Source organism: Kitasatospora sp. NPDC087315, from assembly GCF_044744345.1.
In the GTDB taxonomy this organism is placed as follows: Bacteria; Actinomycetota; Actinomycetes; order Streptomycetales; family Streptomycetaceae; genus Kitasatospora.
This window is the reverse complement of the sequence record NZ_JBIUYD010000001.1, coordinates 555,047-580,061: the sequence shown is the minus strand read 5'-3', so window position 1 is coordinate 580,061 and position 25,015 is coordinate 555,047. Positions and strand designations below refer to the sequence as shown.

At 72.4% G+C, this 25,015-nt stretch carries 20 protein-coding genes and 1 pseudogene; 13 read left to right on the top strand and 8 right to left on the bottom strand.

Annotated features, from left to right (window positions below; all coding sequences use genetic code 11):
- The first annotated feature begins 536 nt into the window (after positions 1-536).
- From ACIO5D_RS02490 to ACIO5D_RS02475, 4 genes are all read left to right on the top strand, one after another.
- Positions 537-2,348: a glycoside hydrolase family 15 protein gene (locus ACIO5D_RS02490; RefSeq protein ID WP_363607644.1), complete on the top strand. Its 1,812-nt coding sequence runs from the start codon at positions 537-539 to the stop codon at positions 2,346-2,348.
- Entirely contained in the window at positions 2,345-2,809 is a 465-nt protein-coding gene (locus tag ACIO5D_RS02485; RefSeq protein WP_400793692.1) for a HEAT repeat domain-containing protein, read from the top strand. Before ACIO5D_RS02490 ends, ACIO5D_RS02485 begins: the two co-directional genes overlap by 4 nt.
- 190 nt (positions 2,810-2,999) lie before the next feature.
- The gene (locus tag ACIO5D_RS02480) at positions 3,000-3,212 is read left to right on the top strand and encodes a hypothetical protein (protein WP_363607646.1); all 213 of its coding nucleotides are present in this window, start codon (positions 3,000-3,002) and stop codon (positions 3,210-3,212) included.
- Positions 3,213-3,342: 130 nt separating this feature from the next.
- Positions 3,343-3,672 carry an SIMPL domain-containing protein gene (locus ACIO5D_RS02475; protein WP_400793691.1) on the top strand — a complete coding sequence of 110 codons (330 nt, stop codon included), beginning with the start codon at positions 3,343-3,345 and terminating at the stop codon, positions 3,670-3,672.
- Between the two features lie 176 nt (positions 3,673-3,848).
- Here ACIO5D_RS02475 and ACIO5D_RS02470 read toward each other — a convergent pair whose 3' ends face one another.
- The 3 genes from ACIO5D_RS02470 to ACIO5D_RS02460 form a co-directional block, all read right to left on the bottom strand.
- Positions 3,849-4,091: a hypothetical protein gene (locus ACIO5D_RS02470; protein ID WP_363607648.1), complete on the bottom strand. Its 243-nt coding sequence runs from the start codon at positions 4,089-4,091 to the stop codon at positions 3,849-3,851.
- A 171-nt stretch (positions 4,092-4,262) separates the two neighbouring features.
- A complete protein-coding gene (locus ACIO5D_RS02465; RefSeq protein ID WP_400793690.1) occupies positions 4,263-5,393 on the bottom strand; it encodes a DUF6745 domain-containing protein in 1,131 nt (376 codons plus the stop codon).
- Between the two features lie 129 nt (positions 5,394-5,522).
- On the bottom strand, positions 5,523-5,849 hold the full coding sequence (locus ACIO5D_RS02460; protein ID WP_400793688.1) for a hypothetical protein: 327 nt from the start codon (positions 5,847-5,849) through the stop codon (positions 5,523-5,525).
- A 154-nt stretch (positions 5,850-6,003) separates the two neighbouring features.
- On the opposite strand from ACIO5D_RS02460, the gene ACIO5D_RS02455 reads away from it, so the two are divergent.
- The 6 genes from ACIO5D_RS02455 (at position 6,004) to ACIO5D_RS02430 (ending at position 12,374) form a co-directional block, all read left to right on the top strand.
- The gene (locus ACIO5D_RS02455) at positions 6,004-6,957 is read left to right on the top strand and encodes an STM4015 family protein (protein WP_400793687.1); all 954 of its coding nucleotides are present in this window, start codon (positions 6,004-6,006) and stop codon (positions 6,955-6,957) included.
- Positions 6,958-7,049: 92 nt separating this feature from the next.
- Complete coding sequence (locus ACIO5D_RS02450; RefSeq protein ID WP_400658741.1) at positions 7,050-7,988, top strand: STM4015 family protein; 939 nt, start codon at positions 7,050-7,052, stop codon at positions 7,986-7,988.
- 15 nt (positions 7,989-8,003) lie between these two features.
- A complete protein-coding gene (locus ACIO5D_RS02445) occupies positions 8,004-9,170 on the top strand; it encodes an STM4014 family protein (RefSeq protein WP_363607653.1) in 1,167 nt (388 codons plus the stop codon).
- 65 nt (positions 9,171-9,235) lie between these two features.
- Positions 9,236-10,069 carry an STM4013/SEN3800 family hydrolase gene (locus ACIO5D_RS02440; protein WP_400757070.1) on the top strand — a complete coding sequence of 278 codons (834 nt, stop codon included), beginning with the start codon at positions 9,236-9,238 and terminating at the stop codon, positions 10,067-10,069.
- Positions 10,066-11,460: an STM4012 family radical SAM protein gene (locus ACIO5D_RS02435; protein WP_400793685.1), complete on the top strand. Its 1,395-nt coding sequence runs from the start codon at positions 10,066-10,068 to the stop codon at positions 11,458-11,460. Before ACIO5D_RS02440 ends, ACIO5D_RS02435 begins: the two co-directional genes overlap by 4 nt.
- Positions 11,461-11,471: 11 nt before the next feature.
- The gene (locus tag ACIO5D_RS02430) at positions 11,472-12,374 is read left to right on the top strand and encodes an STM4011 family radical SAM protein (protein ID WP_400793684.1); all 903 of its coding nucleotides are present in this window, start codon (positions 11,472-11,474) and stop codon (positions 12,372-12,374) included.
- A gap of 60 nt (positions 12,375-12,434) precedes the next feature.
- On the opposite strand, the gene ACIO5D_RS02425 is transcribed toward ACIO5D_RS02430, so the two are convergent.
- Both ACIO5D_RS02425 and ACIO5D_RS02420 read right to left on the bottom strand, forming a co-directional pair.
- Positions 12,435-12,563 (bottom strand): polysaccharide lyase, encoded by a 129-nt coding sequence (locus ACIO5D_RS02425; RefSeq protein ID WP_400658733.1) that lies wholly within the window; start codon positions 12,561-12,563, stop codon positions 12,435-12,437.
- Between the two features lie 188 nt (positions 12,564-12,751).
- A complete protein-coding gene (locus tag ACIO5D_RS02420) occupies positions 12,752-13,324 on the bottom strand; it encodes a polysaccharide lyase (RefSeq protein ID WP_400793683.1) in 573 nt (190 codons plus the stop codon).
- A 288-nt stretch (positions 13,325-13,612) separates the two neighbouring features.
- On the opposite strand from ACIO5D_RS02420, the gene ACIO5D_RS02415 reads away from it, so the two are divergent.
- From ACIO5D_RS02415 to ACIO5D_RS02405, 3 genes and pseudogenes are all read left to right on the top strand, one after another.
- Positions 13,613-18,931 (top strand): type I polyketide synthase, encoded by a 5,319-nt coding sequence (locus ACIO5D_RS02415; protein WP_400793682.1) that lies wholly within the window; start codon positions 13,613-13,615, stop codon positions 18,929-18,931.
- A 6-nt stretch (positions 18,932-18,937) separates the two neighbouring features.
- Complete coding sequence (locus ACIO5D_RS02410) at positions 18,938-19,915, top strand: spirocyclase AveC family protein (RefSeq protein ID WP_400655044.1); 978 nt, start codon at positions 18,938-18,940, stop codon at positions 19,913-19,915.
- Positions 19,891-20,949: pseudogene (locus ACIO5D_RS02405) on the top strand (NAD(P)/FAD-dependent oxidoreductase); the annotation flags it as partial. The gene ACIO5D_RS02410 and the pseudogene ACIO5D_RS02405, both read left to right, overlap by 25 nt.
- Positions 20,950-21,297: 348 nt before the next feature.
- Here ACIO5D_RS02405 and ACIO5D_RS02400 read toward each other — a convergent pair.
- The 3 genes from ACIO5D_RS02400 to ACIO5D_RS02390 are packed head-to-tail and all read right to left on the bottom strand — an operon-like array spanning position 21,298 to position 25,012.
- The gene (locus ACIO5D_RS02400) at positions 21,298-22,146 is read right to left on the bottom strand and encodes an ECF transporter S component (RefSeq protein WP_363607661.1); all 849 of its coding nucleotides are present in this window, start codon (positions 22,144-22,146) and stop codon (positions 21,298-21,300) included.
- Positions 22,143-23,786 (bottom strand): ABC transporter ATP-binding protein, encoded by a 1,644-nt coding sequence (locus ACIO5D_RS02395; RefSeq protein ID WP_400793680.1) that lies wholly within the window; start codon positions 23,784-23,786, stop codon positions 22,143-22,145. The genes ACIO5D_RS02400 and ACIO5D_RS02395 overlap by 4 nt, the downstream gene beginning before the upstream one ends.
- A complete protein-coding gene (locus ACIO5D_RS02390) occupies positions 23,783-25,012 on the bottom strand; it encodes an energy-coupling factor transporter transmembrane component T (RefSeq protein ID WP_400655062.1) in 1,230 nt (409 codons plus the stop codon). Before ACIO5D_RS02390 ends, ACIO5D_RS02395 begins: the two co-directional genes overlap by 4 nt.
- Positions 25,013-25,015 lie beyond the last annotated feature (3 nt).

Below are 25,015 nucleotides of genomic sequence, written 5' to 3'. Positions count from 1 at the left end.
CCCGCTTCAGACCCCGCCGCCACGTCATGACCGCTGGTCGGCACCGACTCGAAACGATTATCCGCCTCGCCATCTGTAACCACATCACCGAGCCGCCGGCCCGCCCGCGGCAGGCTGAACCAGGCCCGGAAGCGAGCCCCGGCACGCCCCGAGACGCCCCCTCCGGGATGCCGGACGCCGATCCGCACGGACTCCGGCGGCCGTACCCGCGAGTTCCTTGAACTGGCGCGCGGCGCGCGGTCGATGATGGTCCTACTCGGTGGGGACGACCATCACCGACGGTATCCACCAGGTGGTGCCGAAGGTTCCGGCGCCGGCCTCGGCACCGGCCGTCGAGCCCGCCGGGGGCACCGCCGGTCGTTCGCCAGGAACGTCCCGGCCCCAGTGCCCAGTTGCGTGTCGCCGCATCCGCGCGGCCCGCGACACCGGCCTGCGGAACCTGCCCCCGGCCCCGGTTGTGGCACAGCTGGCAGGCAGGGCTCCCGCGTAGCACAATCGAAGTATGTTCAGCCGCTCAGGGCCCCAAAGGACATGGCATGAGCTACAAACCGATTGAGAACTACGGAGTAATCGGGGACATGCACACGGCGGCTCTGGTCGGCATGGACGGCTCGATAGACTGGTGCTGCCTTCCGAGATTCGACTCGCCAAGCGTCTTTGCCCGCCTGATCGATGATGAAAGGGGCGGGTACTTCAAGATCTCGCCGGTACTGTCGGGGCGCTGCCAGCAGATGTACATGCCCGACACCGCCGTTCTGATCACGCGCTTCCTGAGTGCGGAAGGCGTAGGCGAACTGGTCGACTTCATGCCCGTCAAACAGTCCGCCTCCCGCGTGACGTCGCACCAGATTGTGCGAGTCGCCAAGGCGGTTCGCGGTAACATACCTTTCCGCCTGGACTGCTTTCCCGCCCTTGATTTCGCGCGGCAGGACCACGAAATCAGCCAGGAGGGGCGCGGGGCCGTATTTCGCGGTGGCGAGATCTCCGTTGCTCTCACCAGCCGCTTTCCGCTGGCCACGGTGGGCTCCGGGGTCTCTGCCGAGTTCACGCTGCATGAGGGTGAGGAGGTGACGTTCCTGCTCCGCCAGGTGGAAAGCCTCGGCGGCGAGGCTGATCTCCTCGAGGCGCGCCTGACCGGCCAGGACCTCCTGCACCGCACTATCGACTACTGGAAGAGCTGGCTCGGCCAGTGCACTTATACCGGCCGATGGCGGGAGATGGTGCGGCGTTCGGTTCTCACGCTGAAGCTGCTGACACACGATCCCACCGGCGCTATTGTTGCGGCTCCGACCACCAGTATTCCCGAGGAGATAGGAGGGGAAAGGAACTGGGACTACAGGTTCACTTGGATCAGGGACGCCGCGCTGACCCTCCTCGCCTTTATGAAGCTGGGATTCACGGAGGAAACCATCCGCTTCATGGAGTGGCTCGAGGACCGCGCCAAAGAGACCGGCGAGGGTTACCCGCTGAAGCTCATGTATCGAATTGATGGCAATGCTCAACTCGATGAAATGACACTGGACCACCTGCAGGGCTACCGGGAATCGCGGCCGGTACGCATCGGCAATGACGCCTCGAACCAGCTCCAGCTGGACATATACGGCGAGCTCCTCACTGCGATCGAGCTTTTTGATGCGCGCGTCTGCCATATATCTTATGACCTGTGGTGCCATCTCCAGCGAATGGTTTACTGGGTCGCCGACAACTGGCACCGTCCCGATGAAGGAATATGGGAGATCCGGGGCGAGAAGCAGCACTTCGTCTATTCGAAACTGCAGTGCTGGGCAGCCCTCGACCGGGCCCTGCGAATATCTTCCCGTCGTGGTTTTCCACTCGACAGTGACCGCGTGAGGAGTCAGCGTGATGAGATATTTCAAACCATCATGCAGGAAGGCTACGACTCACAACGCAAGACCTTCGTTCAGTATCTCGGCTCAGATGCCGTGGACGCCAGCATTCTCGCCATGCCCATGATCGGTTTCATATCACCGAAAGACCCGCGGATGCTCGGCACACTTCAGAGCATCATGGAAGACCTTTCGTCGGACAGTCTCGTGTACAGGTACGAGGCGGACAAGGCCGCGGGTGACGGACTCCGCGGCGGCGAAGGGACCTTCAATATCTGCACGTTCTGGCTCGTCGAGGCCATGGCGCTGGCCGGGCAGGTGGAACCGGCCCGCTTCCTGTTCGAGAAGATGCTGACTCACGCCAACCACCTGGGGCTTTTCGCGGAGGAAACGTCCGCATATGGAGAAAGTATCGGAAATTACCCGCAGGCCCTCACCCATCTGAGTCTCATAAGTGCCGCGTGCACCCTTGACGAAGCCCTGGGGAGGGGAACGGTGTGATTCGAGAAGATCATTCAGCGGCCGGCGGATACCTCGACAGACCGGCCGAATACTGGATGTCCTTTGTTCGCAGCGACGATCCGACCGAACGGCGGCTGGGCGTCTACGCGCTGGGAGAGATCGGTTCGGTCGAGGTCGTACCCGCGCTCGAAGCAGCGCTGCACGACTCTTTCAGCTTCGTACGGGTCTGGGCGGCGGCCGCTCTGGCCAGGGCAGCCTGCGACAAGCAGAAAGACGCGGTCCTCGCCCTCTCGGCAGAGAGCGCGGATTCCGCCGGCTTCGTTCGCAGCCTGGTGGCCTGGTCCCTCGGCCGCCTCAGCTATCAGCAGGGCGGGGAGGCGGCAGCCGTCCAGACGCTTCGAGTCCTGCTCGAGGACCCGGATGCCAGTGTTCGCGCCGAGGCCGATCTCGCCCTGCACCAGATTCTCCGCAGGGCCCGACGAATGGGTCTCGACGACTGACCACCGGCTCCTGGCGGGAGGCACCCGCCCGCACCGGTTTTCTTCCAGCCGGTACTGATCGCCCGGGCCCCGTAAAGCCGGTGGGCCCACGACGACACGCGTCCCGCCCCGTTCGGGTGACATTCCCCCTACGGCGGGTTCCCGCTTCCCTAGGGTGCGGTTGCACGTTGGCCTACGAAGGGATTGCTCCATGTACCGTACCGTCCGCACCCTCGCCGTCCTGCTGGCCGCCGTCGGCGCCGTCGCCGTTCCGGCCCAGGCCTTCGCCGACAGCCCGGCTGTGACCACCACGACCATCACGGTCATCGGTACCGGCAACCAGCTCGCCGGCGCCGACATCTTCAACACCGGTGGTGACAACGTGGTGGGCTCGTTCGACGGCAACGGGTACCAGACCCCCTGACCTCGCACCGCCCACAACTGCCGCACCGCCCGCACCGACCCCGGTGCGGGCGGTGCGGCACGTTCGGACCCCTGCGCTCCGGGGGCGGTCAGCCCGTAACGGCGTAGTCGAGCGCCGGCCGCCCAGCGACGTGCCCAGGAACGCGGCGCTCTTCACCTCCAACGAGGCCGGGGCGAACCAGGTCGACGGTGTCGAGTTCGAGGTGAGTACCAGGAAGGAACTCCGCGCCCGGGCGCGCACGGCCGCCGTGGCCGCCGCCCGCGAGAAGGCGGCCCTGTATGCGGAGGCCGCCGATGTCCGGCCCGGCCCCGTCATCCACATCAAGGACGTGGACTCCGATCAGTTGCGGAACTCCTGCCGCGGGCACCGCCAAGCCGGCGGGGCCGGGGGCGACCTCGCCCCCGGCAAGATCAGTGTCGCCGCGGGCGTGGTGATCGGTTTCTCGATCACCGGCGGCTGACAACACGCACAACAGAGGCCTGGTGCCCGGCCACGAGCGCGGCCGGGCACCAGGCCGCCTGTTTCCGGAGTGGAAGGACGACCGGACTGAGCGCCGGTCGTCGTTTCCGATGTTCCAGGCCCCGTGCCGGCCATGACAGCATTTGATCACGCCCTACCCGAACTGCCGCGCCGGCCTCAGGCGGTGGCCGTCGGAGCGGGCGAAGCCGCGCCGGTGGGCGGGGCCTGACAGGGCAGGGTGACGATGACGCCCACACCCTGGCCGGACTTCGCCCCGCCCACCGAAACGGTGTAGCGGTCGGGCTCGTGGACAGCCTCGAAGTCCCAGGTGGGCGAGGTGGACCGGGTGGCCGAAGCGGACTCGTTCGAGGTGATCTTGAAGCCCTCGCCCGCGAGCTTCTCCCGCAGTGCCCGGAGCACATCAGGACGCTGGTCGTCCGTGGCCTTCAACTGGATCGCCGAGCTGAGCCGACGGCAGTTGGATACCCGGCCTCACCGGTATCGAGCCCCTACTCGGTCGGCCGCCGCACTCCCGGCGGGCCGGCGGCGGGGCGTACCCCGCGGCGCGGGCCGCCGGGGTCCTCCGGGCCCTCAGGTCTCGCGCTGCGGGTGGTACTCCGCCTCCGTCAGGCCGAAGGTCCAGGCCACCCCGGCCCGGGCGGTGCGGGTGCCGGGCGGGACGCGCAGCCAGTAGGTGCGGAAGGTACCGTCGGGCTCGGCGGTGGAGTTCACCACCTCGACCATCACCACCGGCTCGTCGGCCGGCAGCTGGATCCGCCAGAGCACCCCGGTCTCGTCCCGGTGCAACGGCTCGGCGCCGGAGTCCGCCAGGTAGCGCTCGTAGCCGTAGTGCTCCAGCAGGACGCGGCGCAGCTCGGCGTTCTCCTCGGTGCGGATCCGCTCGACGGTGACGGTGCCGAGGCCGGCCAGGAAGCCGGGCGGGACGGGCATGCCTCGCCAGGCGTGCAGCGCGAAGCCGTCGGCGTACTCCAGGGCCGGGCCGTCGGCGCGGTCGAGCCGGCCCGCCTCGTCGCGGTGCAGGGCGACGGGCCGCTCGCTGACCAGGGCCACGCCCTCGTACGGCCACCACCAGCCGGCCTCGCGCGCGACCCGGGCGAGCGCGTCGATCCCGTCGGCCTTCTCGGCACCCCCGTCGTCCTTCTCAGCGCCCTCGGCCGCGCCGGTCGGCTCCCCCGCCGCCTCGAAGGCGGCGAACCACGGCGCGTCGTGCTGGCCCCGGACGGCGTCCAGCAGGGCGAGCCGGACGGCCGTGCGGCGGGCGCGGGCGGCCTCGACGACGTCCTGCGGATCCTCCTCCGCATCGGCCTCCGGGGCGAGCCGGTCGAGGACGGCGTCGCGGACCCGCCCGGCCAGGGAGTTGGTCACCGGGCCGAGTTCCCCGCCGGTGAGCGCCCAGAGCGGCGCCCAGCCGGCCGGGCCGACCCGCTCGACGGCCCGGCGGCGGGCCTCCTCCCACGGCCGGGTGCGGACGGCCTCACGGACGCTCACCGCGCCGCCGGCCCGCAGTTCCAGCGCGGCCTCCGCCGCCGCCCGCGGCGAGCCGAACCAGCGGACGACCGCCGGCTCCGCCAGTCCGGCCGCCCGGTAGGCGGCGCGCAGCGCGCGCTCGACCCCGGCCCGGTCGGCCGGCCCGGTGGCCGCCGCGCTCGCCCGCCAGCGGGCCGTCACCGCACCGGGCCCGACCGTCTGCTCCGTCACCATCACGCACTCCGCTCCCGGCCGGGAGCCCTGCCCGGCCACTGGTACTCGATCTGTTCAACTGCTCGATCCGTTCGACGCCGCCGCACCATCCGCGCGGCGGCGGCCCCGCTGTGAACCGCCGCCGGGGCCTCAGTCGGCGACGACGCGGACCGCGCCCGGCATGTACTCGCGCTGGCGCACCACCCGGTACCAGCCCCTGGGCAGCGGTATCGCCGCGTGCTCCTCGTGCACCACCCGGCCGCCCTCGGGCAGGTGCAGCCAGGCCGCACCGAACGGACCGGCCTCCCTGCGCAGTTCGCCCGGGCCGACCACGGCGTGGGCGTGGCCGGTGACCTCGCCGAGCGCGAGGACCATCCGGCCCCGTCCGTCCCTCGGCTGCGCGGCCAGCACGCCCACCCGCGGCGGCACCGCGGCCTCCTCGACCGGCGCGATCAGCACATCACCCTGGCGGTACATCAGCCCTCCTGACCGGCCCGGCGGGCGCCGGACCTCTCACGCCCCGAAACGTAGAGGAGGGGTCCGACAACGCGCCCGGGCGACGCCCCAGCCACCGGATTGTCGGACCTGGCTGGTAGACATTTGTTCGGCCCCAACCCCCGAGGAGCAGCGCATGACGGTCAGCAGGCACATCGAAGAGTTCCACGGCCTCCCGGTCTTCGACTTCGTCCAGGCCGTGGAGAAGGGCACCCAACTGCCGGACGCGGCAGCGGTCGCCTGGAAGATCGGCCTGGAGTACGAGTCCCCGCGGACGTTCACCGAGTGCTGGCAGCAGTTCCTCGACACGGTCGAGGCGGACCGGGTGAGCACCGTGGTGATCGGCCTCTGGTCGCAGGAGGAGCCGGACAGCTTCGCCGAGCCGCTGCGGGCGATCGTCGGCGCGGCCGGGCGTCTCCCGGCGCTGCGCGCGCTCTTCGTCGGCGACATCACCTTCGAGGAGTGCGAGATCTCCTGGCTCCAGCTGGTGGACGTGACCCCGCTGCTGACGTCGTTCCCGCAGCTGACCGAGCTGGTGGTGCGCGGTTCCGGCGAGGACTGGGAGGGCGGGAGCGGCCTGGCGCTCCAGCAGGTCCGGCACGAGCGGCTGCGCGCACTGCGCTTCGAGTCGGGCGGCCTGCCGGTCTCCGTGGTGCGCTCGGTCGCCGCGTGCGACTTCCCCGCCCTCGAAAGCCTGGCGCTCTGGCTCGGGGTGGACCAGTACGGCGGTGACGCCGCCCTCGACGACCTCACGCCCTTCCTGGACGGGTCGCGCTTCCCGGCGCTGCGCCACCTCGGCCTGCAGAACAGCGAGTTCCAGGACGCCATCGCCGCCGCCGTGGCCCATGCCCCGGTCGTCGCCCGGCTCGAAGCACTGACCCTCTCCATGGGCGTGCTCACCGACGAGGGCGCCACCGCGCTGCTGGAGGGCCAGCCGCTCACCCACCTGCGCGCGCTCGACCTGCACCACCACTACCTCTCCGACGCGATGCAGGAGCGGCTCCGCCAGGCCCTGCCCGGCGTGGCGCTCGACCTCTCCGAGGCCGGGAAGCCGGACGACCAGTGGCGCTACGTCGCCGTCGCCGAGTAGCGGCGCCGGCAGCACGCGAGCCACCGGACCAGCACGCAACACCCAGCACCAGCACTCCCACCACCGACCGGCAGAGCGCCGCAGGAGCATCCGTGTCCGTCAACCACCCCGAGCAGTTCCACGGGCTGCCCGTCTTCGAGTTCCCCATCGGCCCCGACGCCTCCCGGAAGCAGCCCGCCCCGGGCGCCGTCGCCTGGCGGCTCTCGGTGGACTACGGCTCGGGCACCGACTTCGACGAGCGCTGGCAGGCGTTCCTCGCCGCGATCGACCCGGCCGGGGTGCGGGCCCTGATAGTCGGCCCCTGGTGGGCCGAGGACTACGGACCGGTGGACGACACGCTCGCCGCGATCGTCCGGGACGCCGGGCGCTTCCCGGCGCTGGAGGCGCTGTTCATCGCCGATGTGGCGTCCGACGAGTGCGAGATCTCCTGGCTGGAGATGTGCGACGTCACGCCGGTGCTGACGGCGTTCCCCCGGCTGACCGAGCTGGTCGTGCGCGGCGGCGGGGGCCTGGAGCTGAAGCCCGTCCGGCACGACCGGCTGACCGCCCTGCGCTTCGAGGCCGGCGGCCTGCCGGCCACCGTGGTGCGGGCGGTGGCCGGCTCCGAACTCCCGGCGCTGGAGCGGCTGGAGCTCTGGCTCGGCGTGGACGAGTACGGCGGCGACAGCACCATCGACGACCTCGCGCCGTTCCTGGACGGGTCGCGCCTCCCGGCGCTGCGCCACCTCGCCCTGGCCAACAGCGAGTTCGAGGACGAGATCGCCGCCGCCGTGGCCCACGCGCCGGTCGTCGCCCGGCTGGAATCGCTCGACCTGTCGATGGGCGTGCTCACCGACGAGGGCGCCACCGCGCTGCTGGAGGGCCAGCCGCTCACCCACCTGCGCGCGCTCGACCTGCACCACCACTACCTCTCCGACGAGTTCCAGGAGCGGCTCCGCCAGAGCCTGCCCGGTGTGGCGCTCGACCTCTCCGACGCCGAGGCCGAGTACGAGGACGATCCCGAGGACCGCTATGTCGCGGTCGCCGAATAGGCGGGTGGCGTTCGGATGACCACGCGGCTGACCGTCCTCGGCAATCCGGGCCACCGGCGGGTGACGCTGTTCGCCGCCGCGGCCCGGGCCGCCGGCCTGCCGGAGCCCTCCGTACTGCCCTGGCTCGACCTGCTGCGCGGCGAGTACCGGCTGCCCGACGGCGCTCTGCTGCGGATCGAGTCGCCCGGCGAGGAGCCCGCGGTCGACGAGCTGCTGCGCGGGCCGGCGCTCGGCCCGGGCTACGCGCCGACCAGGGTGGAGGGCGGGGCCGCCTGGTACGCCGGGGTGATGACCGCCCTGCGCGGGCTGGCCCGGCTGCCGGGGGTACGGCTGCTCGGCGATCCGGAGGAGATCGCCGTGATGTTCGACAAGCGGCGGGCGCACACGGTGCTGGCCGCCGCCGGGGTGCCGGTGCCCCGCGCGCTCGACACGCTCGGCGCGGACGTCACCGGCTGGGAGGAGCTGCGCGAGCGGCTGCGCGCCGCCGGACTGCGCCGGGTCTTCGTCAAGCCCGCGCACGGTTCCTCCGCCTCGGGGGTGGTGGCGCTGGAGTTCGGCCCGCGCGGGCAGGTCCTGGCCACCACCTCGGTCGAGCTGGCGGGCGGGCAGTTGCACAACTCGCTGCGGGTCCGGCGCTACCGGGACGAGCGGCAGGTCGCCGGGCTGGTCGACCGGCTGGCGCCGGACCGGCTGCACGTCGAGCAGTGGATCCCGAAGGCCTCGCAGTCCGGCCGCTCGGCGGACCTGCGGGTGGTGGTGGTCGCCGGACGGGCCACCCATGCGGTGGTGCGGACCAGTTCCCAGCCGATGACCAATCTGCACCTCGGCGGCGCCCGGGGCAGCCTCGACCTGGCCCGGGAGGCCGCCGGGGCCGCCTGGCCGGCCCTGCTGGAGACGGCGGAGCGGGCGGCCGCCTGCTTCCCGGACTCCCCGATGGTCGGCGTGGACGTGCTGCCCGCCTCGGGCTGGCGGCGGGCGCTGGTCTGCGAGGTCAACGCCTTCGGCGACCTGCTGCCCAACCTCACCGGACTGCCCGGCGGCCCGGCCGAGGGCCTCGACACCTACGGCGCCCAGCTCGCCGCCCTCCTGGCACGACCCGACGCCCGGACCGGACCACCCGGCCTGCGGCCGGACACCCGCCCGGCACCGACGAACCACCAGATCATGGAACCGACCCGATGAACCAGCACACACCCCACCGGACCACCGACCGGACGCCCGACCCGGTGAACCGCCCCGCCCCCGACATGAACGCCGTCGTGGGCAGCCACGACCTGCTCCTCGTCACCCTGGACACGCTGCGCTTCGACGTCGCGGAGGAACTGGCCGCCGCCGGGCGGATCCCGAACCTCGCCGCGTTCCTGCCCGGCGGCCGCTGGGAGCGCCGGCACTCGCCCGGCAGCTTCACCTACGCCTCCCACCAGGCGATCCTGGCCGGTTTCCTGCCCACCCCGGCCTCTCCGCACGGACCGCACCCGCGTCTGTTCGCCGCCCGCTTCGCCGGGTCGGAGAGCACCGCGCCGCGCACCTGGGTCTTCGACGCGCCCGATCTGCCGGGGGCGCTCGCCACGGCCGGGTACCGGACGGTCTGCATCGGCGGCGTCGGTTTCTTCAACAAGCAGGGACCGCTGGGCTCCGTCCTGCCCGGCCTCTTCCAGGAGAGCCACTGGGAGCCCGCGATGGGTGTCCCCTCCCCCACCTCGTTCGAGGCGCAGGTCGCCCGGGCCGAACAGGTCGCCGCCGAACAGCCGGACGGACAGCCGCTCTTCCTCTTCCTGAACGTCTCGGCGCTGCACCAGCCCAACTGGTTCCACCTGCCCGGCGCCGACCGCGAGCACGGAGACTCCCGGGAGAGCCACGCCGCCGCCCTGGAGTACGTGGACGCCCACATCGGCCGGCTGTTCGCGGCGATGAGCGCCCGCCGCCCGTGCTTCGCGATCGTCTGCTCCGACCACGGCACCGCGTACGGCGAGGACGGCTACACCGGCCACCGGATCGGCCACGAGGTGGTCTGGACGGTCCCGTACGCGCACTTCACCATCCCCGCCCGCCCGACGGCCACCGCCGAGGAGACCTCATGACCACGGCACCGGCGCCGACCGGCCACCCACTCGACCTGACGACCGCGCGGCCACCCGGCCTGACGGCTGACCGGGCGGCCGACCAGTCGCCCTACCAGTCCTACGTCTACGCCTACCCGCACAAGACCGCGTACCGGCCGCTGCCGGACCGCCCGACACTGCGCGAGCTGTGGGCCGGCGAGCCGCAGCACGCGCTCTCGCTCTACCTGCACATCCCGTTCTGCGAGGTGCGCTGCGGCTTCTGCAACCTGTTCACCCGGATCGGCAGCCCCGAGGGCCTGACCACCGCCTACCTGGACGCGCTGGACCGCCAGGCCGGCGCCGTCCGCGAGGCCCTGGCCGACGACGCCCGGTTCGCCCTGGCCGCGTTCGGCGGCGGCACGCCGACCTATCTGACGGCCGCCGAGCTGGAGCGGCTCTGCGACATCGCCGAGCGGCGGATGGGCGCCGACCTACGGGCGATACCGCTCTCCGTGGAGGCCTCCCCCGCCACCGCCACCACCGACCGCCTGGAGGTCCTGGCCGCCCGGGGCACCACGCGGCTGAGCCTGGGCGTGCAGTCCTTCGTCGACGCGGAGGCCCGCTCGGCCGTCCGCCCGCAGAAGCGCGCCGACGTCGAGGCCGCCCTCGGGCGGATCCGCGCGGCCGGCTTCCCGGTTCTCAACATCGACCTCATCTACGGCATCGACGGCCAGGACGAGGCCAGCTGGCTCCGCTCACTGGACGCCGCACTCGCCTGGCAGCCCGAGGAGCTTTACCTCTACCCGCTGTACGTCCGGCCGCTGACCGGCCTGGCCCGGCGCGGCGAGCAGGAGAGCCGGACCGCCTGGGACACCCGTCGGCTCGCCCTCTACCGCACCGGCCGCGACCACCTGCTCGCCCACGGCTACCAGCAGGTGTCGATGCGGATGTTCCGCCGCGCGGCCTCCCCGCAGGCCGGGAGCGGCGAGTACGCCTGCCAGACGGACGGCATGGTCGGCCTCGGCTGCGGAGCCCGCTCCTACACCTCGCGGCTGCACTACTCCTTCGACTACGCGGTGAACGCCACCGAGGTGCGCGGCATCATCGACGACTACGTGGCCACCGAGGACTTCGGACGGGCCGAGGTCGGCCGGTCCATGACCGCCGAGGAGGCGCGTCGGCGGCATCTCGTCCAGTCGCTGCTCCAGGCCGAGGGCATGCCGCTGGCCGAGTACCGGGCCCGCTTCGGCGGCACGCCGGCCGAGGACTTCCCGGCCGAGCTGGCCGCGTTCGGGGCCCGTGGCTGGCTGGCGGACGACCCGTTGCGGCTGATGCTCTCGCCGGAGGGGCTGGCGCACTCGGACGCGGCCGGTCCGATGCTGTTCTCGCCCGAGGTCCGGGCGCTGATGGCCGACTACGAGGTGAAATGACCTTCCTCGGCATGCCCACCACCGCGCCGGAGCCCGGCACCGAGGCCGGTACCGGCACCGGCCTCGATCTGACCCTGCTCTACCGGGGCCCGCTGTCCTCCTGCGACTACGACTGCCCGTACTGCCCGTTCGCCAAGCGGCGTGACACGCCCGGGCAACTGCGCGCCGACCGCGCCGCGCTGGAACGGTTCACCGGGTGGGCCGCGGAGCGCGCGGGGACCGGCGACACCCTGTCGCTGCTGTTCACGCCGTGGGGCGAGGGGCTGGTGCGGTCCTGGTACCGGCGGGCGCTGGCCGAGCTGAGCCGCCTGCCGCACGTCCGGCGAGTGGCGATCCAGACCAACCTCAGCTGCCGCACCGACTGGCTGGCCGAGGCCGACCTCGCCACCCTGGCGCTCTGGGTGACGTACCACCCCGGGCAGGTCGGGCACGACCGCTTCCTCGCCAAGTGCCGCGAACTCGACGCCCTGGGAGTGCGGTACAGCGTCGGCGTGGTCGGGCAGCCGGAGCACCTGGCCGAGGCCCGCCGGCTCCGCGCCGCGCTCGCCCCGGCCGTCTACCTGTGGATCAACGCCGCCGAGGGCCGGACCTACACCGACGCCGAGGCCGCCGACTGGACGGCCCTGGACCCGCACTTCGGCTACAGCCGGCACGCCCACCCCAGCGCGGGCCTGCCCTGCCGCACCGGCGAGTCCGTGCTCTCGGTGGACGGCGACGGTACCGTCCGCCGCTGCCACTTCGTCCGCGACGAACTGGGAAATCTCTACGACGGCTCGTACCGCACCCAACTGCGCGCCCGCGGCTGCCCGTTGCCGGTCTGCGACTGCCACATCGGCTATGTGCACCTGGAGACGCTGCCGCTGTACGACGTCTTCGCGGGCGGCGTGCTGGAACGAGTGCCGCACGGCTGGTGAAAACCCGTTCGCGCCCTCACCCGGTGGCGGCCCGGGAAGGCCCTGGAAGGCCCGGGGCGGTCAGTGCTGGACGGTCGTCGAGAGCGAGAAGTCGGCGAAGTACGCGTGCTGGGTGCTCGTCGGGCCCCAGGTGGTGTCGTGGCCGCCGTAGAAGGTCGAGAAGAACACCCCGCCGAACGGGACGGACACTTCCGGTCCGGCTCACACTTCGCCGGATCGTGCGGCGGGACACCCCTGACCCTCGTCAAGCAGTACATCGAGAACCAGCAGCGCCCCGCCCGACCGTCACCACGGAGGCGCAGAACCCTCCGCCGCTTCGCGCCTCCGGTCCAAGGACGGCCTTCACCCCACCCCGAAGGGCGGAACACTGGCCAAGATCAGAAGTAGACCTCACCGTTGTCCGGCGCGGAGGAGTTGCCCCGCCACATGTACCGGGTGGACCAGCCGTTCCCGTGGTTGCCGCCGGACTCGTCGCCGATGGTGCCGCCGTACAGGCCGGGCAGCTTGCCGGCCTTGCCCCAGTCCTGCCCGGCGGGGAACTTGAGGGAGTACTTCAGGTCGAGGGTCGCCGACTTGGCCAGACCGGCCAGGCCCAGGGCCTTGAGGCCGGTGTGGAACTGCCCGCCGCCGGGATTCGGGCAGTCCGTGCACGAGCCGGCGGACGAACCGGCGCCGTACGTCACCCGGAGCGCGGAGCCGTCGCCCGGCCCGCCCGGGGAGGTGACGGCGCTCAGCTGCGCGCCGCCCCAGGACCCGGCGGCGGCACCCCGGACGGCCCGCCAGGCCGCGGTGCCGTACCCCGTGCACTGCCCGCCCCAGGCCGGAGCGCCGGCGCGCGCCGCACCTGCCGTACCGGTGGTCAGCGGGGTGGCGGCCAGAACGGCCGAGGCGGCGAGCCCGGTTCGGCGGCGCGGCCCGGGTGTCCGGCGCGATGTCTGATGCGACGTCATGTTCGTTCTCCTGCAAGGCGCAACGCATTACCGTCAGTTAGTGGGTTTCCTGACTTTCCGCCACTGTCAAGAAGCCTGGGGCCTTGCATCACAGACCGGAACCCGATCCGGCGTACAAGCCGGGGCGTGAGCAGCCGATACATGTGCGCCGTATGCACCGAGCGCCCCCTCCTTCGCCCTTGCCGAGTCTGTTGGTCGGGCGCTCACTGAGTACTGAGCATCGCCTTCCGGTCATATCTCAGGCCCGGGCCTTGAGCCGGAGCGGTGGTTTCAGGCGGAGGTACGGCCATGTCGGCATCGAATGCTGAACCGATTGCCATCGTGGGTATCGGGTGCCGGTTCCCGGGCGGTGTGGAGTCAGCTGCCGGCCTGTGGAGGCTCGCGGCCTCCGGACGGCGGACGGTGGGCCCGGTACCTGTGGACCGCTGGGACGCCGCGCGGCTGGCGGCTGTCCACGATCCGGATGACGCGGTGCGGGCCGGGCTGGGCTGCTTTGTGGAGGGGGATGTCTGGGCGTGGGATCCGGTGGCGCTGTCGGTGGCGCCGGCGGAGCAGGACTGGGTGGATCCGCAGTTCCGGCTGCTGGCGGAGGTGGCCTGGGAGGCGGTGGAGCACGCCGGAATTCCGCTTGCACGGTTGCGGGGGTCGCGAACAGGCGTGTATGTGGGCACCTATGCGCCGGACAATCTGTTCCGTGAGGCGCGGCCGGTCGAGGACGCCCCGAACAGCCCGTACTTGTTCGGCAATTTCACAGCGGGGGCCGCCGGGCGGGTGGCGTTCGCGATGGACCTGCGCGGCCCGGTCATGGTGGTCAGCACGCACTGTTCGTCCGGGCTGGTGGCGGTGGATACGGCGTGCGGGGCACTGACGCTGGGCGAGTGCGATACGGCGCTCGCGGGTGCGGTGCTGCTGATGATCTCGCCGGAGACGCAGTACTACGAGGCCCCGCTGCTGCTGTCGCGGCGCGGTGCCTGCCATGCCTTCGACGCGCGGGCCGACGGATACGTGCGCGGTGAGGGGGCGGGAGTGCTGCTCCTCAAGCGGCTGGTGGACGCGCGGCGGGAGGGGGACCGGGTGCTGGCGGTGATCCGCGGCAGCGCGGTCAACAACGACGGGCAGTCCAGCCGGCTGACCGCGCCGTCCACGCTGATGCAACAGCAGCTCTTCAGAGACGCCGTCGGCAAGGCCGCGGTCGATCCTGGTGAGGTGGGGCTGGTGGAGGCGCACGGCCCGGGGACCGCGGTCGGCGACCCGATCGAGTACAGCTCGATCGACGCCGTCTACGGCCGGGGAAAGGGCCGGTGCGCGCTGGGTTCGGTGAAGACCAACATCGGGCACTCGGAGCCGGTCTCCGGGATCGCCGGAACCATCAAGGCGGTCGAGTGTCTGCGGCGTGGCGTGATCCCGCCCAACCTCAACTTCGACCAGTGGAACCCCTCGATCCCGCGCGACCGGGAATCCCGGCTGTTCGTGCCGACCGCCCTGACACCGTGGCCGGTCGACACGCGCACACGGCTGGCCGCCGTGTGCTCCTACGGGGTGACCGGTACCAACGCGCACCTGGTGTTGGAGGCCGCCCCCGCACGCCTGCGGCCCCGTCGCCCGCGCCCGGCGTCGCCGCAGAGCGCTGAAGAGTCCTTCTTGCTGGCGGTGTCGGGCGGTTCACCACAGTCCCTTGCGCTGGCGGCGGCCCGGCTGGCCGACTGGGCGGAGGACGAGGGTGCCGGCACCGGCCTGCTCGACGTCGCACACACCCTGGCGTTGCGCCGTTCGCCGGCGGACCACCGCCTGGGCATCGTCGCCCGCGACCACCGTGAACTGGCGGTGCGGGCCCGCGCCTTCGCCTCAGGCCGGGAGGCCGAGGGGGTCGTCTCGGGTGTGCCGGTGCTGCCGCCTTCGCATCCGGGGCCGGTGTTCGTGTTCACCGGGCAGGGTTCGCAGCGGGCCGGGATGTGCCAGGGCCTGCTGCGCGGTGAGCCGGTGTTCCGGGCCGCGATCGAGGAGATGGAACCGCTGGTCACCCGGGAAGCAGGATTCTCCCTGTGTGAAGTGCTCACCCGCCCTGAGGAGTTGGTGGGTCTGGCGCGTATCCAGCCCACCCTCTTCGCCGTCCAGGTCGCCCTCGCCGGGCTGTGGCGGTCCTGGGGAGTCGAACCGGTCGCGGTGATCGGGCAGTCGCTCGGCGAGGTCGCGGCGATGGTGGTGGCGGGCGGGCTGGGCCTGGCCGAGGGGGTGGAAATCATCTGCCGGCGCTCCGCACTGCTGGCCACCATCTCCGGCGGGGCGATGGCCTCGGTGATGCTCGGCGCACCGGAGGTGCAGGCCGCCATCGACGACGCCGGCGCCGACGGGGTCACGTTGGGGGTGCTCACCTCCCCGGACAGCACGGTCGTCTCCGGCGATGCCGCCCAGATCGCCGCCCTGGCCGCACGGTGGGAGGCCGCCGACGTCGTGGTGAAGCCGATCGACGTGGACGTGGCGTCCCACTCGCCCGAGGTCGACCCCATCCTGGACCGGCTGCGCACCGCCCTGGCCGATCTCCCGCAGGCACGGCCCGCGGCCACCTTCTACTCCACCGTCACTGACGATCCACGGGTGCCCGGGGAGCTGGGAGGGGAGTACTGGGTGCGCAACCAGCGCGAAACGGTACGCTTCCACGCCGCCGTCTCAGCCGCTCTGGCCGATGGCCACCGGCTGTTCATCGAGTGCACGGCCCATCCCCTGGCGGTCCGGCCCATCCTGGACACCGCCCGCCACCACGGCATCCACGATGCCGTCGCCCTGGGAAGCCTGCGTCAGGGCAGCGACGACCAGGACGCCTTCCTCACCCACCTCGGCCGGCTGCACGCGGCCGGCTACGACGGCATCGACTTCTCCTCCCACTACGGCCACGGCCAACTCGCCGAGGTGCCCGGCACGGCCTGGCACCGCACCCGCCGCGGCGGTGACACCACCCCCTACCGGCTCGTCGCCCCGTACCTGGTCGGCGCAGCACAGCACCCGTTGCTCGGCGGCTCCGTCCACGACCCCGACCACCCGGAACGGTTCCTGTGGCAGACCCCCCTCGGCCCGGCCCGGCTGCCCTGGCTGGACGACCACAAGGTCGCGGACGTGCCGGTGCTGCCCGGTACCGGCATGGTGGAGATGATGCTCGCCGCCGCAGCCCGCGTCTTCGCCACCGACCGCGTCAGCGTCCACGACGTGACCATAAAAAGCCCGCTGATCCTGGACCCCGAACCCCTGGTCACCACCCGTCTGGTCCACGACGGCGACAGCGCGCACGTCGAAATCCTCTCCCGGACCGAGGACGGGGCCACGGTGGTCCACGCCCATGGCACCGTGCGTCCTCTCGACGGCGCCGAAGGCGCCCCGCCGCCCATCACCCTCGGTCCGGCCGTGCAGGGGTGGCAGGACAGCGATCCGGCCGACCTGTACCGCGTTTTCCGCGAGCGCCACAACGTCCACCACGGCCCGGCCTTCACCGCCATCGAACACATCAGGATCCACCCCACCGAAGACCGGGCCACCTCCTCACTGCGCACCCACGCCAGTGCCCGTGTCTCGGCCTGGATGATGTCCCTGCACCCGGCCCTGCACGACGAACTCGTCCAGACGGTGGTATCGCTGTGGCTGGCCCACCGGGCCACCAGCCCCGGCCCCGTCGTCGTCGCCGGCTTCGACGAGGTCCGCGTCTACGGGCCCACCGCCCACGTCCGGACCGCCCTGGTCGAACTGCACCACGCCGACGATCTGACCTGCACCTCCTCCGGAAAACTGGCCACCGCCGACGGCACCGTGGTCGCCGAAGTCCGCGGCCTGCGCCTGTCCAACATCACACCCTCAGCCGAACGCTTCGCCACCCGCCTGGCCCATCTGACCTGGCAGCCCGAACCCGCCGTCCCGTCGGCCACCCCGCTGGGGCAGACGGGCCAGGCGGGCTGGGCCGTGCTCGCGGCCGACGGGGAAGGCCGGCCCGCCGAACTCGCCCGGGCGATGACGCGACGGGGTATCGCGTGCCGCCTGCTGCCCCACGACACCGGTCCGCTGGCGGCAGCGCTTCCCTCGCCGTGCACCGGCGTCGTCCTCGCCGTCGGCACCGGAGCCACGACAGCCGATCCAGCCGGTGCGGCCCGTGAGCAGGTCGCCCGCGCCATCACGGTGATCCAGCAACTCACCGCCCTGGACCACCCGCCACGGCTGTGGATCCTCACCGGCCCACAGGCACCGGACCGGACATCGCTGACCGGGGCCGGGCTACCCGGACTGCTGCGCACGGCCGCCTACGAACACCCCGAACTCGCCCCCAGCAGTATCACCTTCGACACCGGCACCCCTTGGGACCGGCTCATCGACGAACTGCTCGACTCCGCCCAGCCGGTCACCGAACTCGCTTACCACGGCGGCCGGCGACACGTCGCCCGCCTCCACGCGGGCGCCGACACCCCCACGCTCCCGGCCGACCCGCCCGCCGGCCCGGTACGCCCCGGTGCCGCCTACCTGGTCACCGGCGGCCTGAGCGGCCTCGGCCTGCTGACCGTCACCTGGCTCGCCCGGCGTGGCGCCGGCCGCGTGGTGATCAGCGGCCGCTCCGCCCCCGGCACCCGGGCACGGGCCGCCCTCGCCGCCCTGCGTACCGGTGGCACCGACATCCGCGTCGTGCGCGGTGACATCGCCGACCCCCGCACGGCCGAGCGGTGCGTCGTCGCCGCCACCCAGGGCCGGATGACGCTGCGCGGCGTCCTGCACGCCGCCGGCGTCGTCGAGGACGCCGCCCTCGGCAACCTCCGTCCCGACCTGCTTCAGCGGGTATGGCGCGGCAAAGCCGAAGGAGCCTGGGCCCTGCACCGGGCCACCGCCGACATCGAGCTGGACTTCTTCGTTCTCTACTCGTCGGTCGCCTCGCTGATCGGCTCACCCGGGCAGGGCGCCTACGCGGCCGCCAACGCCTTCCTCGACCAGCTGACGGCCTGGCGCCGCGCCCGGGACCTGCCCGCCACCGGCATCCACTGGGGTGCCTGGAGCGAAGTCGGACGCGGACAACACCTCGCCGACCGGGGACTGATCACCATCACCCCCGTCGACGGCATCGACGCCCTCGAACGCATCCTGACCGCAGGATTCCGGCAGATCGCCTACTCCCCGCTCGACCTCGACCAGTGGACCGCCCCCTACCCTGCCCTGCGCCACTCCACCCTGCTCACCCCACTCCTGACCTCCGGCCAGGACGACGGCGGGCAGGCGCCGGTGCGCGAGGAACTCCTGACCGCCGAGGGCGAAGGAGCGCGCCGGGAGCTGCTGGAGTCCTTCATCATCGACTGCGTACGCGAGCTCCTCGGCGGCACCACCCATCACATCGGCCCCCACACCAGCATGGTCGTCCTCGGTATGGACTCCCTCGGCGCCGTCCAGCTGCAACAGCGCATCCAGCGAGCCCTCAGCATCACCGTCAAACCCGGGGTGATCTGGGTCAACCCCACCCCCGCGGGCCTCGCTCACTGGCTCATGGGACACCTGGGCCTCGGCACCGGCGGGCCTGACAGCGACGCGGAAGAGCGATCCGCGACCGCCCCCGGTCCTGAGCCGCCTCACCACCTCACACAGGGGTGACAGCACATGCCGTACGAGAGCACCTTCCCGGCCCGTCGGGCCAAAGAGCCTGCCGCCCCCGCCGGGGGACGGCACAGCCGTTGGCGCCGCCCGCCCGTGTGCTGGGCAGCGTTCGGCCTCCTGTGCGTTCTCTTCCAGATCTGGGTGCTCGCCCGCTGGGCAGCCGACGGCAACCTGCACGCCTGTTCCTCCGGCGGCTACACGATGTCGGCGGGGATGAAGCTCGCCACCCGGATCGAGGACGCCGTGGCCCTGGCGGGCTCTGTCCTGCTGATCGTGGTGGCCTGGCGGCAGTCCCGCAAGGCCGGACACATCACGCTGTCCGCCGCACTCGTCACGGGCTACTTCCTGGTCTGGTGGACCGACCCCTATTCCGGCAGCTTCCACCACACGGTCAGCGCGAACCGGTACGACGTCAACCTCGTCTCCTGGGGCCCCTACCTGCCCGGATGGCACGGCCCGACCCCGCAGACCGAGACCTTCCTGGAAAACGGCGCCTACCCCTGGGTCGTTTTCTGGATCTTCATGGCCCTGGGCATCGCCGCGCTCCTGCGTCGGTACAGGCCCCGCTGGTCACGGGCCCGCACCGCAGCGGCGACCGTCGTGATCAGCCTGATCTGCGACATCCCCATGGAGCACGCCTACATGCGCTTCGGTGGCTACGGCTACCCCCGCGCACTGCCGTATCTCACGCTCTTCGAAGGCCACTGGTACCAGCTCCCCCTCACCTCACCACTGTGCCTGGTCCTCCTCGCCGCACTGCCGGTGCTGCTGATGACCTTGTACGCGGGACCCGGCCGGGAAGCCTGGCTGCTGGAAGGCTCCCTGTCCCTCCCGCCACGCGCCCAGCCGTGGATCCGGCTGCTCGCCGGCGTCGGCTTCGCCACCGTCTGCATGCTCGCGCTCCAGCTCGTCATGCTCCTGGCCTCCTTGGTCAGCCACCCGATCGTGCTTCCCTCATGGTTCGACCTTCCCCGGCCGTAGGCCGCGCCCGACGCCGCGGGCACGCCGTCGTGATCGGGGCGGGCATCGCCGGGCTGCTCGCGGCCCGCGTCCTGGCCGAGACGTTCGAACACGTCACCGTTGTCGAACGGGACCGGCTCACCGACGCGCCCACCCCCCGGCCCGGGGTTCCCCAGGGCAGACACGCCCACGCGCTGACCACCCGCGGCGCCCAGGCCATCGAGGAGCTGTTCCCCGGCATCCGCGACGAACTCACCGCCGAGGGCGCCCCCGTCTTCGACTTCTGCCGGCAGGCCCGGCTCCACCTCCCCGCCGGGCGACCCGAGCCGGTCACCTCCGGCATCCTCGTCCAGCCCGTCAGCCGGCCCCTGCTCGAAACCACCATCCGCTCCCGCGCCGCCGCCCTGCCCGGCCTGCGGATTCTGGACCGCCACACCATCACCGGACTGCACTTCGACAGACCGCTCCGGGTGAACGGCGTCCTCCTCCGACCACGGCAGCCGCCCGGAACTGCCACCCGGCTCCTGGATGCGGACCTGGTCGTCGACGCCTCCGGCCGTACCTCGCGTCTGCCCGACTGGCTCACCTCCGACGGCCTCCGGCCGCGCCCCTCGCAGACGGTGATCGATCCCGGTATCGGCTACGCCAGCCGCCTCTTTCGGGCGCCCCCGGGCTCGCACCCGCCGTGGCAGGCCCTCCTCGTGCCGCTGCGTGCCCCCGACACACCCCGCGGCTGCTTCGCCCTGCATATCGAGCACGACCGATACCTGATCACCCTCCAAGGGGCCTCCGGACACCACCCGCCAAACGACACAGCCGGGTTCGAAGCCTTCGCGGCATCGCTCAACTGCGGCCTCGACGACGCCCTGAACAGCATGGAACCCACCTCGGGAATCGCACGCTACCGCCACACCGCCAACCGGCGCATGCACTACCACCGCCTGCGCCCATGGCCCGACGGACTCATCGCGCTGGGAGACGCCGCCTGCGTCTTCAACCCCCTCTACGCCCAGGGCATGACCGTCGCCGCCCTCGAAGCCCACCTTCTACGACACCTGCTGGCCAACCAGCCGCCCGGCGGACCACACGACTTCGCCCGCCACTTCCAACGGCACCTCAACCGCACCACCCGCTGGCCCTGGGCCATGGCCACCCTCAGCGACCGCGCCTGGCAACCCGACCAGCACACGCCACTGGCGGCCCGCGCCGCGCAACGCTACCTACGCGCCTGGCAGGACCTCATCCCCGACCACCCCGCGATGTACACCGACTACATCAGGGTCGCCAACATGCTCACCGGCCCAGCCGCCCTCGCCCGCCCCCGCAACCTGCTGCTCGCCCTCCGCTCGGGCTCCGCCTCAAGGCCCTCCGCGCACCCTGCGGACGGCCCGGGCACAAGGAGGTCAGACACCGGCCGGAGTACCGGTGGGTCCGGGTCGGTCGCGGGAGTCGGGCAGGCCCGCGAAGCGCACGGTCGGCTCGAAGTTGGCGCGACGGGCCGCGCGGCGGAAGACGGTGAGGACGGCCGGGCCGACGATGAGGACGCACAGGCCGGTGGTGACGGCGCGGCCGGTGTCCCAGCCGAGCGAGGTGGCGAGGTCGAAGAGCAGGTAGCGGTGCCACTGTTCGGTGAAGGGAAGCCCGGGCAGGTAGGCGATCGAGCTGTTCGGGTCGGTGGAGAACGGCCAGAAGGAGAGGTTGAGCAGAAAGCCGAAGAGATAACCGGAGACGGCGCCGTAGCCGGCCAGCATCAGCACCTCCCACCTCCGCCGGAGCTTCGGCAGCAGCCCGGCGAGCATGCCGACGAAGGCGCAGCCGAACATCTGGTAGGGCATCCAGGGGCCGACTCCGCCGGTGATGAGGGCGGAGGCGAAGAGCGAGGTGCAGCCGAGGGTGAAGCCGAAGCCGGGGCCGAAGACGCGGCCGGCGAGGACGAGGATGAAGAAGACCGTCTCGACGCCGGCCGTGCCCGCGCCGAGCGGCCGCAGGCCCGCGTTGACGGCGGACAGGACGCCGAGCATGGCGAGCGCCTTGGCGTCGATGCCGCCGGCGGAGATCTCGGCGATGACGACGGCGAGGACCAGGATCAGCAGGGCACCGAAGATGAGCGGCGGCGCGTAGGAGGAGCCGAACGTTCCCGGGGCGACGACGAACGGCCAGGTGAAGGCGGTCAGGCCGATGAACGCGGCGAGGGCCACGACGATGCGGGCCCGGCCGGGGATCCGGACGGCCGCCCGGGTGGGGGCGGTCACCGGCCGGCCTCCAGCGCGCCCAGGGCCCGGGCGACCTGACGGACGGTCAGATAGGGCAGCGGGGCGAGGATCTTGGCGGCCTGGGGGGCGAAGGTGGGTGAGGCGACGATCACTTCGGCGGTCGGGCCGTCGGCGACGGTCTCGCCCTCGGCCATCACCACCACCCGGTCCGCGGCCGCGGCGACGAACTCGACGTCGTGGGTGGAGACGACGACGGTGTGCCCGTCGGCGGCGATCCCGTCGACGATGCCGATCAGCGCCTCCTTCGCGTGGTAGTCCAGTCCTCGGGTGGGTTCGTCCAGCAGGACCACCTCCGGCGCGGCGGCCAGCTGGACCGCCAGGACCAGGGCCAGCTTCTGCCCCTCGGAGAGGTCGCGGGGGTGGGTGCCGTCGGGGATGCCGGGAGCCAGCCGGTCCAGGATCCGCCGGGCGGCCGGCGCCGGCCGGCCCGCGGCGTCCTGGTCCGCCTGGGCCAGTTCCTGGGCCACCGACTCCAGGTAGAGCAGGTCCGTCGGGGTCTGCGGGACCAGCCCGACGAGTTGGCGGGCCTCGACGGCCGGGAGCCGTTTCGGGTCCCTGGCCGGTCCGCCTTCGGCCCGGGCGACCTTGACGGTGCCGCCCTGCCGCGGGCCGGAGCCCTGCAGGGCCCAGAGCAGGGAGGACTTGCCGGAGCCGTTGCGGCCCATCAGCGCGGTGACCTGGCCGGCCCGCAGCTCCAGGTCCACCTCCCGGACGGCGGCCACCTGGCCGTAGCGCACGACGATCCGCTCGGCGGTCAGCACCGTCCGTCCTCCGGCGGGTTCGCGGCGCGGCGGCGGGGCGGGGTGGCCGGAGAGGCGTTCCCTGAGCGGTGCGGCGGCCCGGCGGGCGTCGCGGACGGACAGCGGCAGCGGGTGCCAGCCGGCCAGCCGGCCGAGGTCGACGACCGGTGGCGCGATCGCCGTGCCGGTGAAGATCTCGGCGGGCGGTCCGTGGGCGACGGTGCCGTCACCGGGGAGGTAGGCGACGCGGTCGGCGTACTGGACGACCCGTTCCAGGCGGTGTTCGGCGAGCAGGACGGTGACGCCGAGGTCGTGCACCAGCCGGGTGACGGCCGCCAGGACCTCTTCGGCGGCGGTCGGGTCGAGTGCGGAGGTGGGCTCGTCCAGCACCAGGACCCGGGGGTGGGCGGTGAGCACGGAACCGATGGCGACGCGCTGCTGCTGTCCGCCGGAGAGCTCGTGCAGCGCGCGGTACCGCAGGTCGGCGAGGCCGAGCAGGTCGAGGGTCTCCTCGACGCGTTTGCGCATCGTCTCCGGGGGGATCGCCAACTGCTCCATGGCGTAGGCGAGTTCCTCCTCGACGGTGTCGGTGACGAAGCCGGCCAGCGGGTCCTGTCCGACCACGCCGACCACGTCGGCGAGTTCGCGCGGCGGGTGGTGGGCGGTGTCCCGGCCGTCGACGGTGACCCGGCCCGACAGGGTGCCGCCGGTGAAGTGCGGGACCAGGCCGTTGACCGCGCCGAGCAGGGTGGACTTGCCGGCGCCGGTGCGCCCGACCACCAGGCAGAGTTCGCCCTCCGGGATGTGCAGGTCGACGTCGCGCAGTGTCGGTGCGGCCGCGCCCTCGTACACCACGCCGACCTGGTCGAAACGGATCACTTGGTCACCTCGGTGTGCGTGCGGCCGCCGGTACGGCGGTCCCCGGTGGTACGGTCGGCGGCCCGCTGCCGGGGCACGGCCGGGGGTTCGGGTGTGCGGCCCGGGGGCGGGGCGATGACCCCGGCGGCACCGGCCAGCAGCAGGGCCAGCACGGGGACGACCGGCAGGCTCGGCCAGCTCAGCGGGTAGAGCGACGGGTTGAGGCCGGTGGCGTCGTACCCCACGGTGACGAACAGCAGGGTCGCGGCCGCCACTCCGCAGCCGGCGACGCCCCACTCGGCGGACCGCCACGGGTCCGGCCGGTAGGTGGTGCGGCGTACCCGTCGGCCGCCGAGCGCCAGGCCGGCCGCGCACAGCAGCGAGCCCGCGAGCAGGGCCGGCAGCCCCAGCGCGGCGGGGGCGGTTCCGTCCAGCAGCCCGTACACGCCCGCGCAGAGACCGATCATGCCGAGCAGCATCAGCGCGCCGGTGGCCCGGCGGGACGCGCGGGTGGCGGTGCCGGAGCGGCCGTAGCCCCGGGAGTCCATCGCTGCGGCCAGGTGCAGCGAGCGTTCCAGCGCGTCCTCCAGCACCGGGACGACGATGCTGCGCAGAGCCCGGATGCCCTTGCTCCGCCCGGCGCGCAACCGCCTCGCGCGAACCACCCGTTGGACGCTCTGCACCAGCTGCGGGGCGACGCTGATCGAGACCGTCACGGCCACGCCCAGCTCGTAGAGGGCGCCGGGGAGCACGCGCAGGGCCCGTTTGGGATTGGCCAGGGTGTTCGCCGCGCCGATGCAGCAGAGCAGGCAGGCGAGCCGCAGGCCGTCGGTGGCGGCCGAGAGGGTGGCCTCCAGGGAGACCGGGCCGCCGATCCGGATGCCCGCGTACCAGTCGGGGGTGGGGATGTGCGGGAGCGAGAAGAGCAGGTGGTCGTGGGGGGTGATGCCGGTGGCGAAGACGCACCGGAAGACCACCCGGATCGCCACCACGGTCAGGGCGAGCCACAGGTAGTACTTGAAGCCGCGGGCCCACGGGGCCTCGGTACGACGGGCGGTGACCACGTAGCCGAGGACGGCGAGCACCAGGAACAGGAGCAGCGGATTGGTGGTGCGGCTGGCCGCGGTGGCCAGGGCCAGGGCCCAGGCCCACCAGGCCAGCGGGTGCAGGTTGCGCGGGAGTCGCCCGGCCCCCGCGGCCCGCCCGGGGGCGGACTGCGGGGACCCGGTGCCGGGTCGGTCGAGCACGGT

Bases quoted from the DNA above. Each gene is read 5' to 3' on its own strand.
- ACIO5D_RS02460 (WP_400793688.1), bottom strand. From the start codon at position 5,849: ATGTACCGCCAGGGTGATGTGCTGATCGCGCCGGTCGAGGAGGCCGCG.
- ACIO5D_RS02445 (WP_363607653.1), top strand. From the start codon at position 8,004: ATGACCACGCGGCTGACCGTCCTCGGCAATCCGGGCCACCGGCGGGTG.
- ACIO5D_RS02430 (WP_400793684.1), top strand. From the start codon at position 11,472: ATGCCCACCACCGCGCCGGAGCCCGGCACCGAGGCCGGTACCGGCACC.
- ACIO5D_RS02420 (WP_400793683.1), bottom strand. From the start codon at position 13,324: ATGACGTCGCATCAGACATCGCGCCGGACACCCGGGCCGCGCCGCCGA.
- ACIO5D_RS02415 (WP_400793682.1), top strand. From the start codon at position 13,613: ATGTCGGCATCGAATGCTGAACCGATTGCCATCGTGGGTATCGGGTGC.
- ACIO5D_RS02440 (WP_400757070.1), top strand. From the start codon at position 9,236: ATGAACGCCGTCGTGGGCAGCCACGACCTGCTCCTCGTCACCCTGGAC.
- ACIO5D_RS02480 (WP_363607646.1), top strand. From the start codon at position 3,000: ATGTACCGTACCGTCCGCACCCTCGCCGTCCTGCTGGCCGCCGTCGGC.
- ACIO5D_RS02455 (WP_400793687.1), top strand. From the start codon at position 6,004: ATGACGGTCAGCAGGCACATCGAAGAGTTCCACGGCCTCCCGGTCTTC.
- ACIO5D_RS02435 (WP_400793685.1), top strand. From the start codon at position 10,066: ATGACCACGGCACCGGCGCCGACCGGCCACCCACTCGACCTGACGACC.
- ACIO5D_RS02490 (WP_363607644.1), top strand. From the start codon at position 537: ATGAGCTACAAACCGATTGAGAACTACGGAGTAATCGGGGACATGCAC.
- ACIO5D_RS02465 (WP_400793690.1), bottom strand. From the start codon at position 5,393: ATGGTGACGGAGCAGACGGTCGGGCCCGGTGCGGTGACGGCCCGCTGG.
- ACIO5D_RS02410 (WP_400655044.1), top strand. From the start codon at position 18,938: ATGCCGTACGAGAGCACCTTCCCGGCCCGTCGGGCCAAAGAGCCTGCC.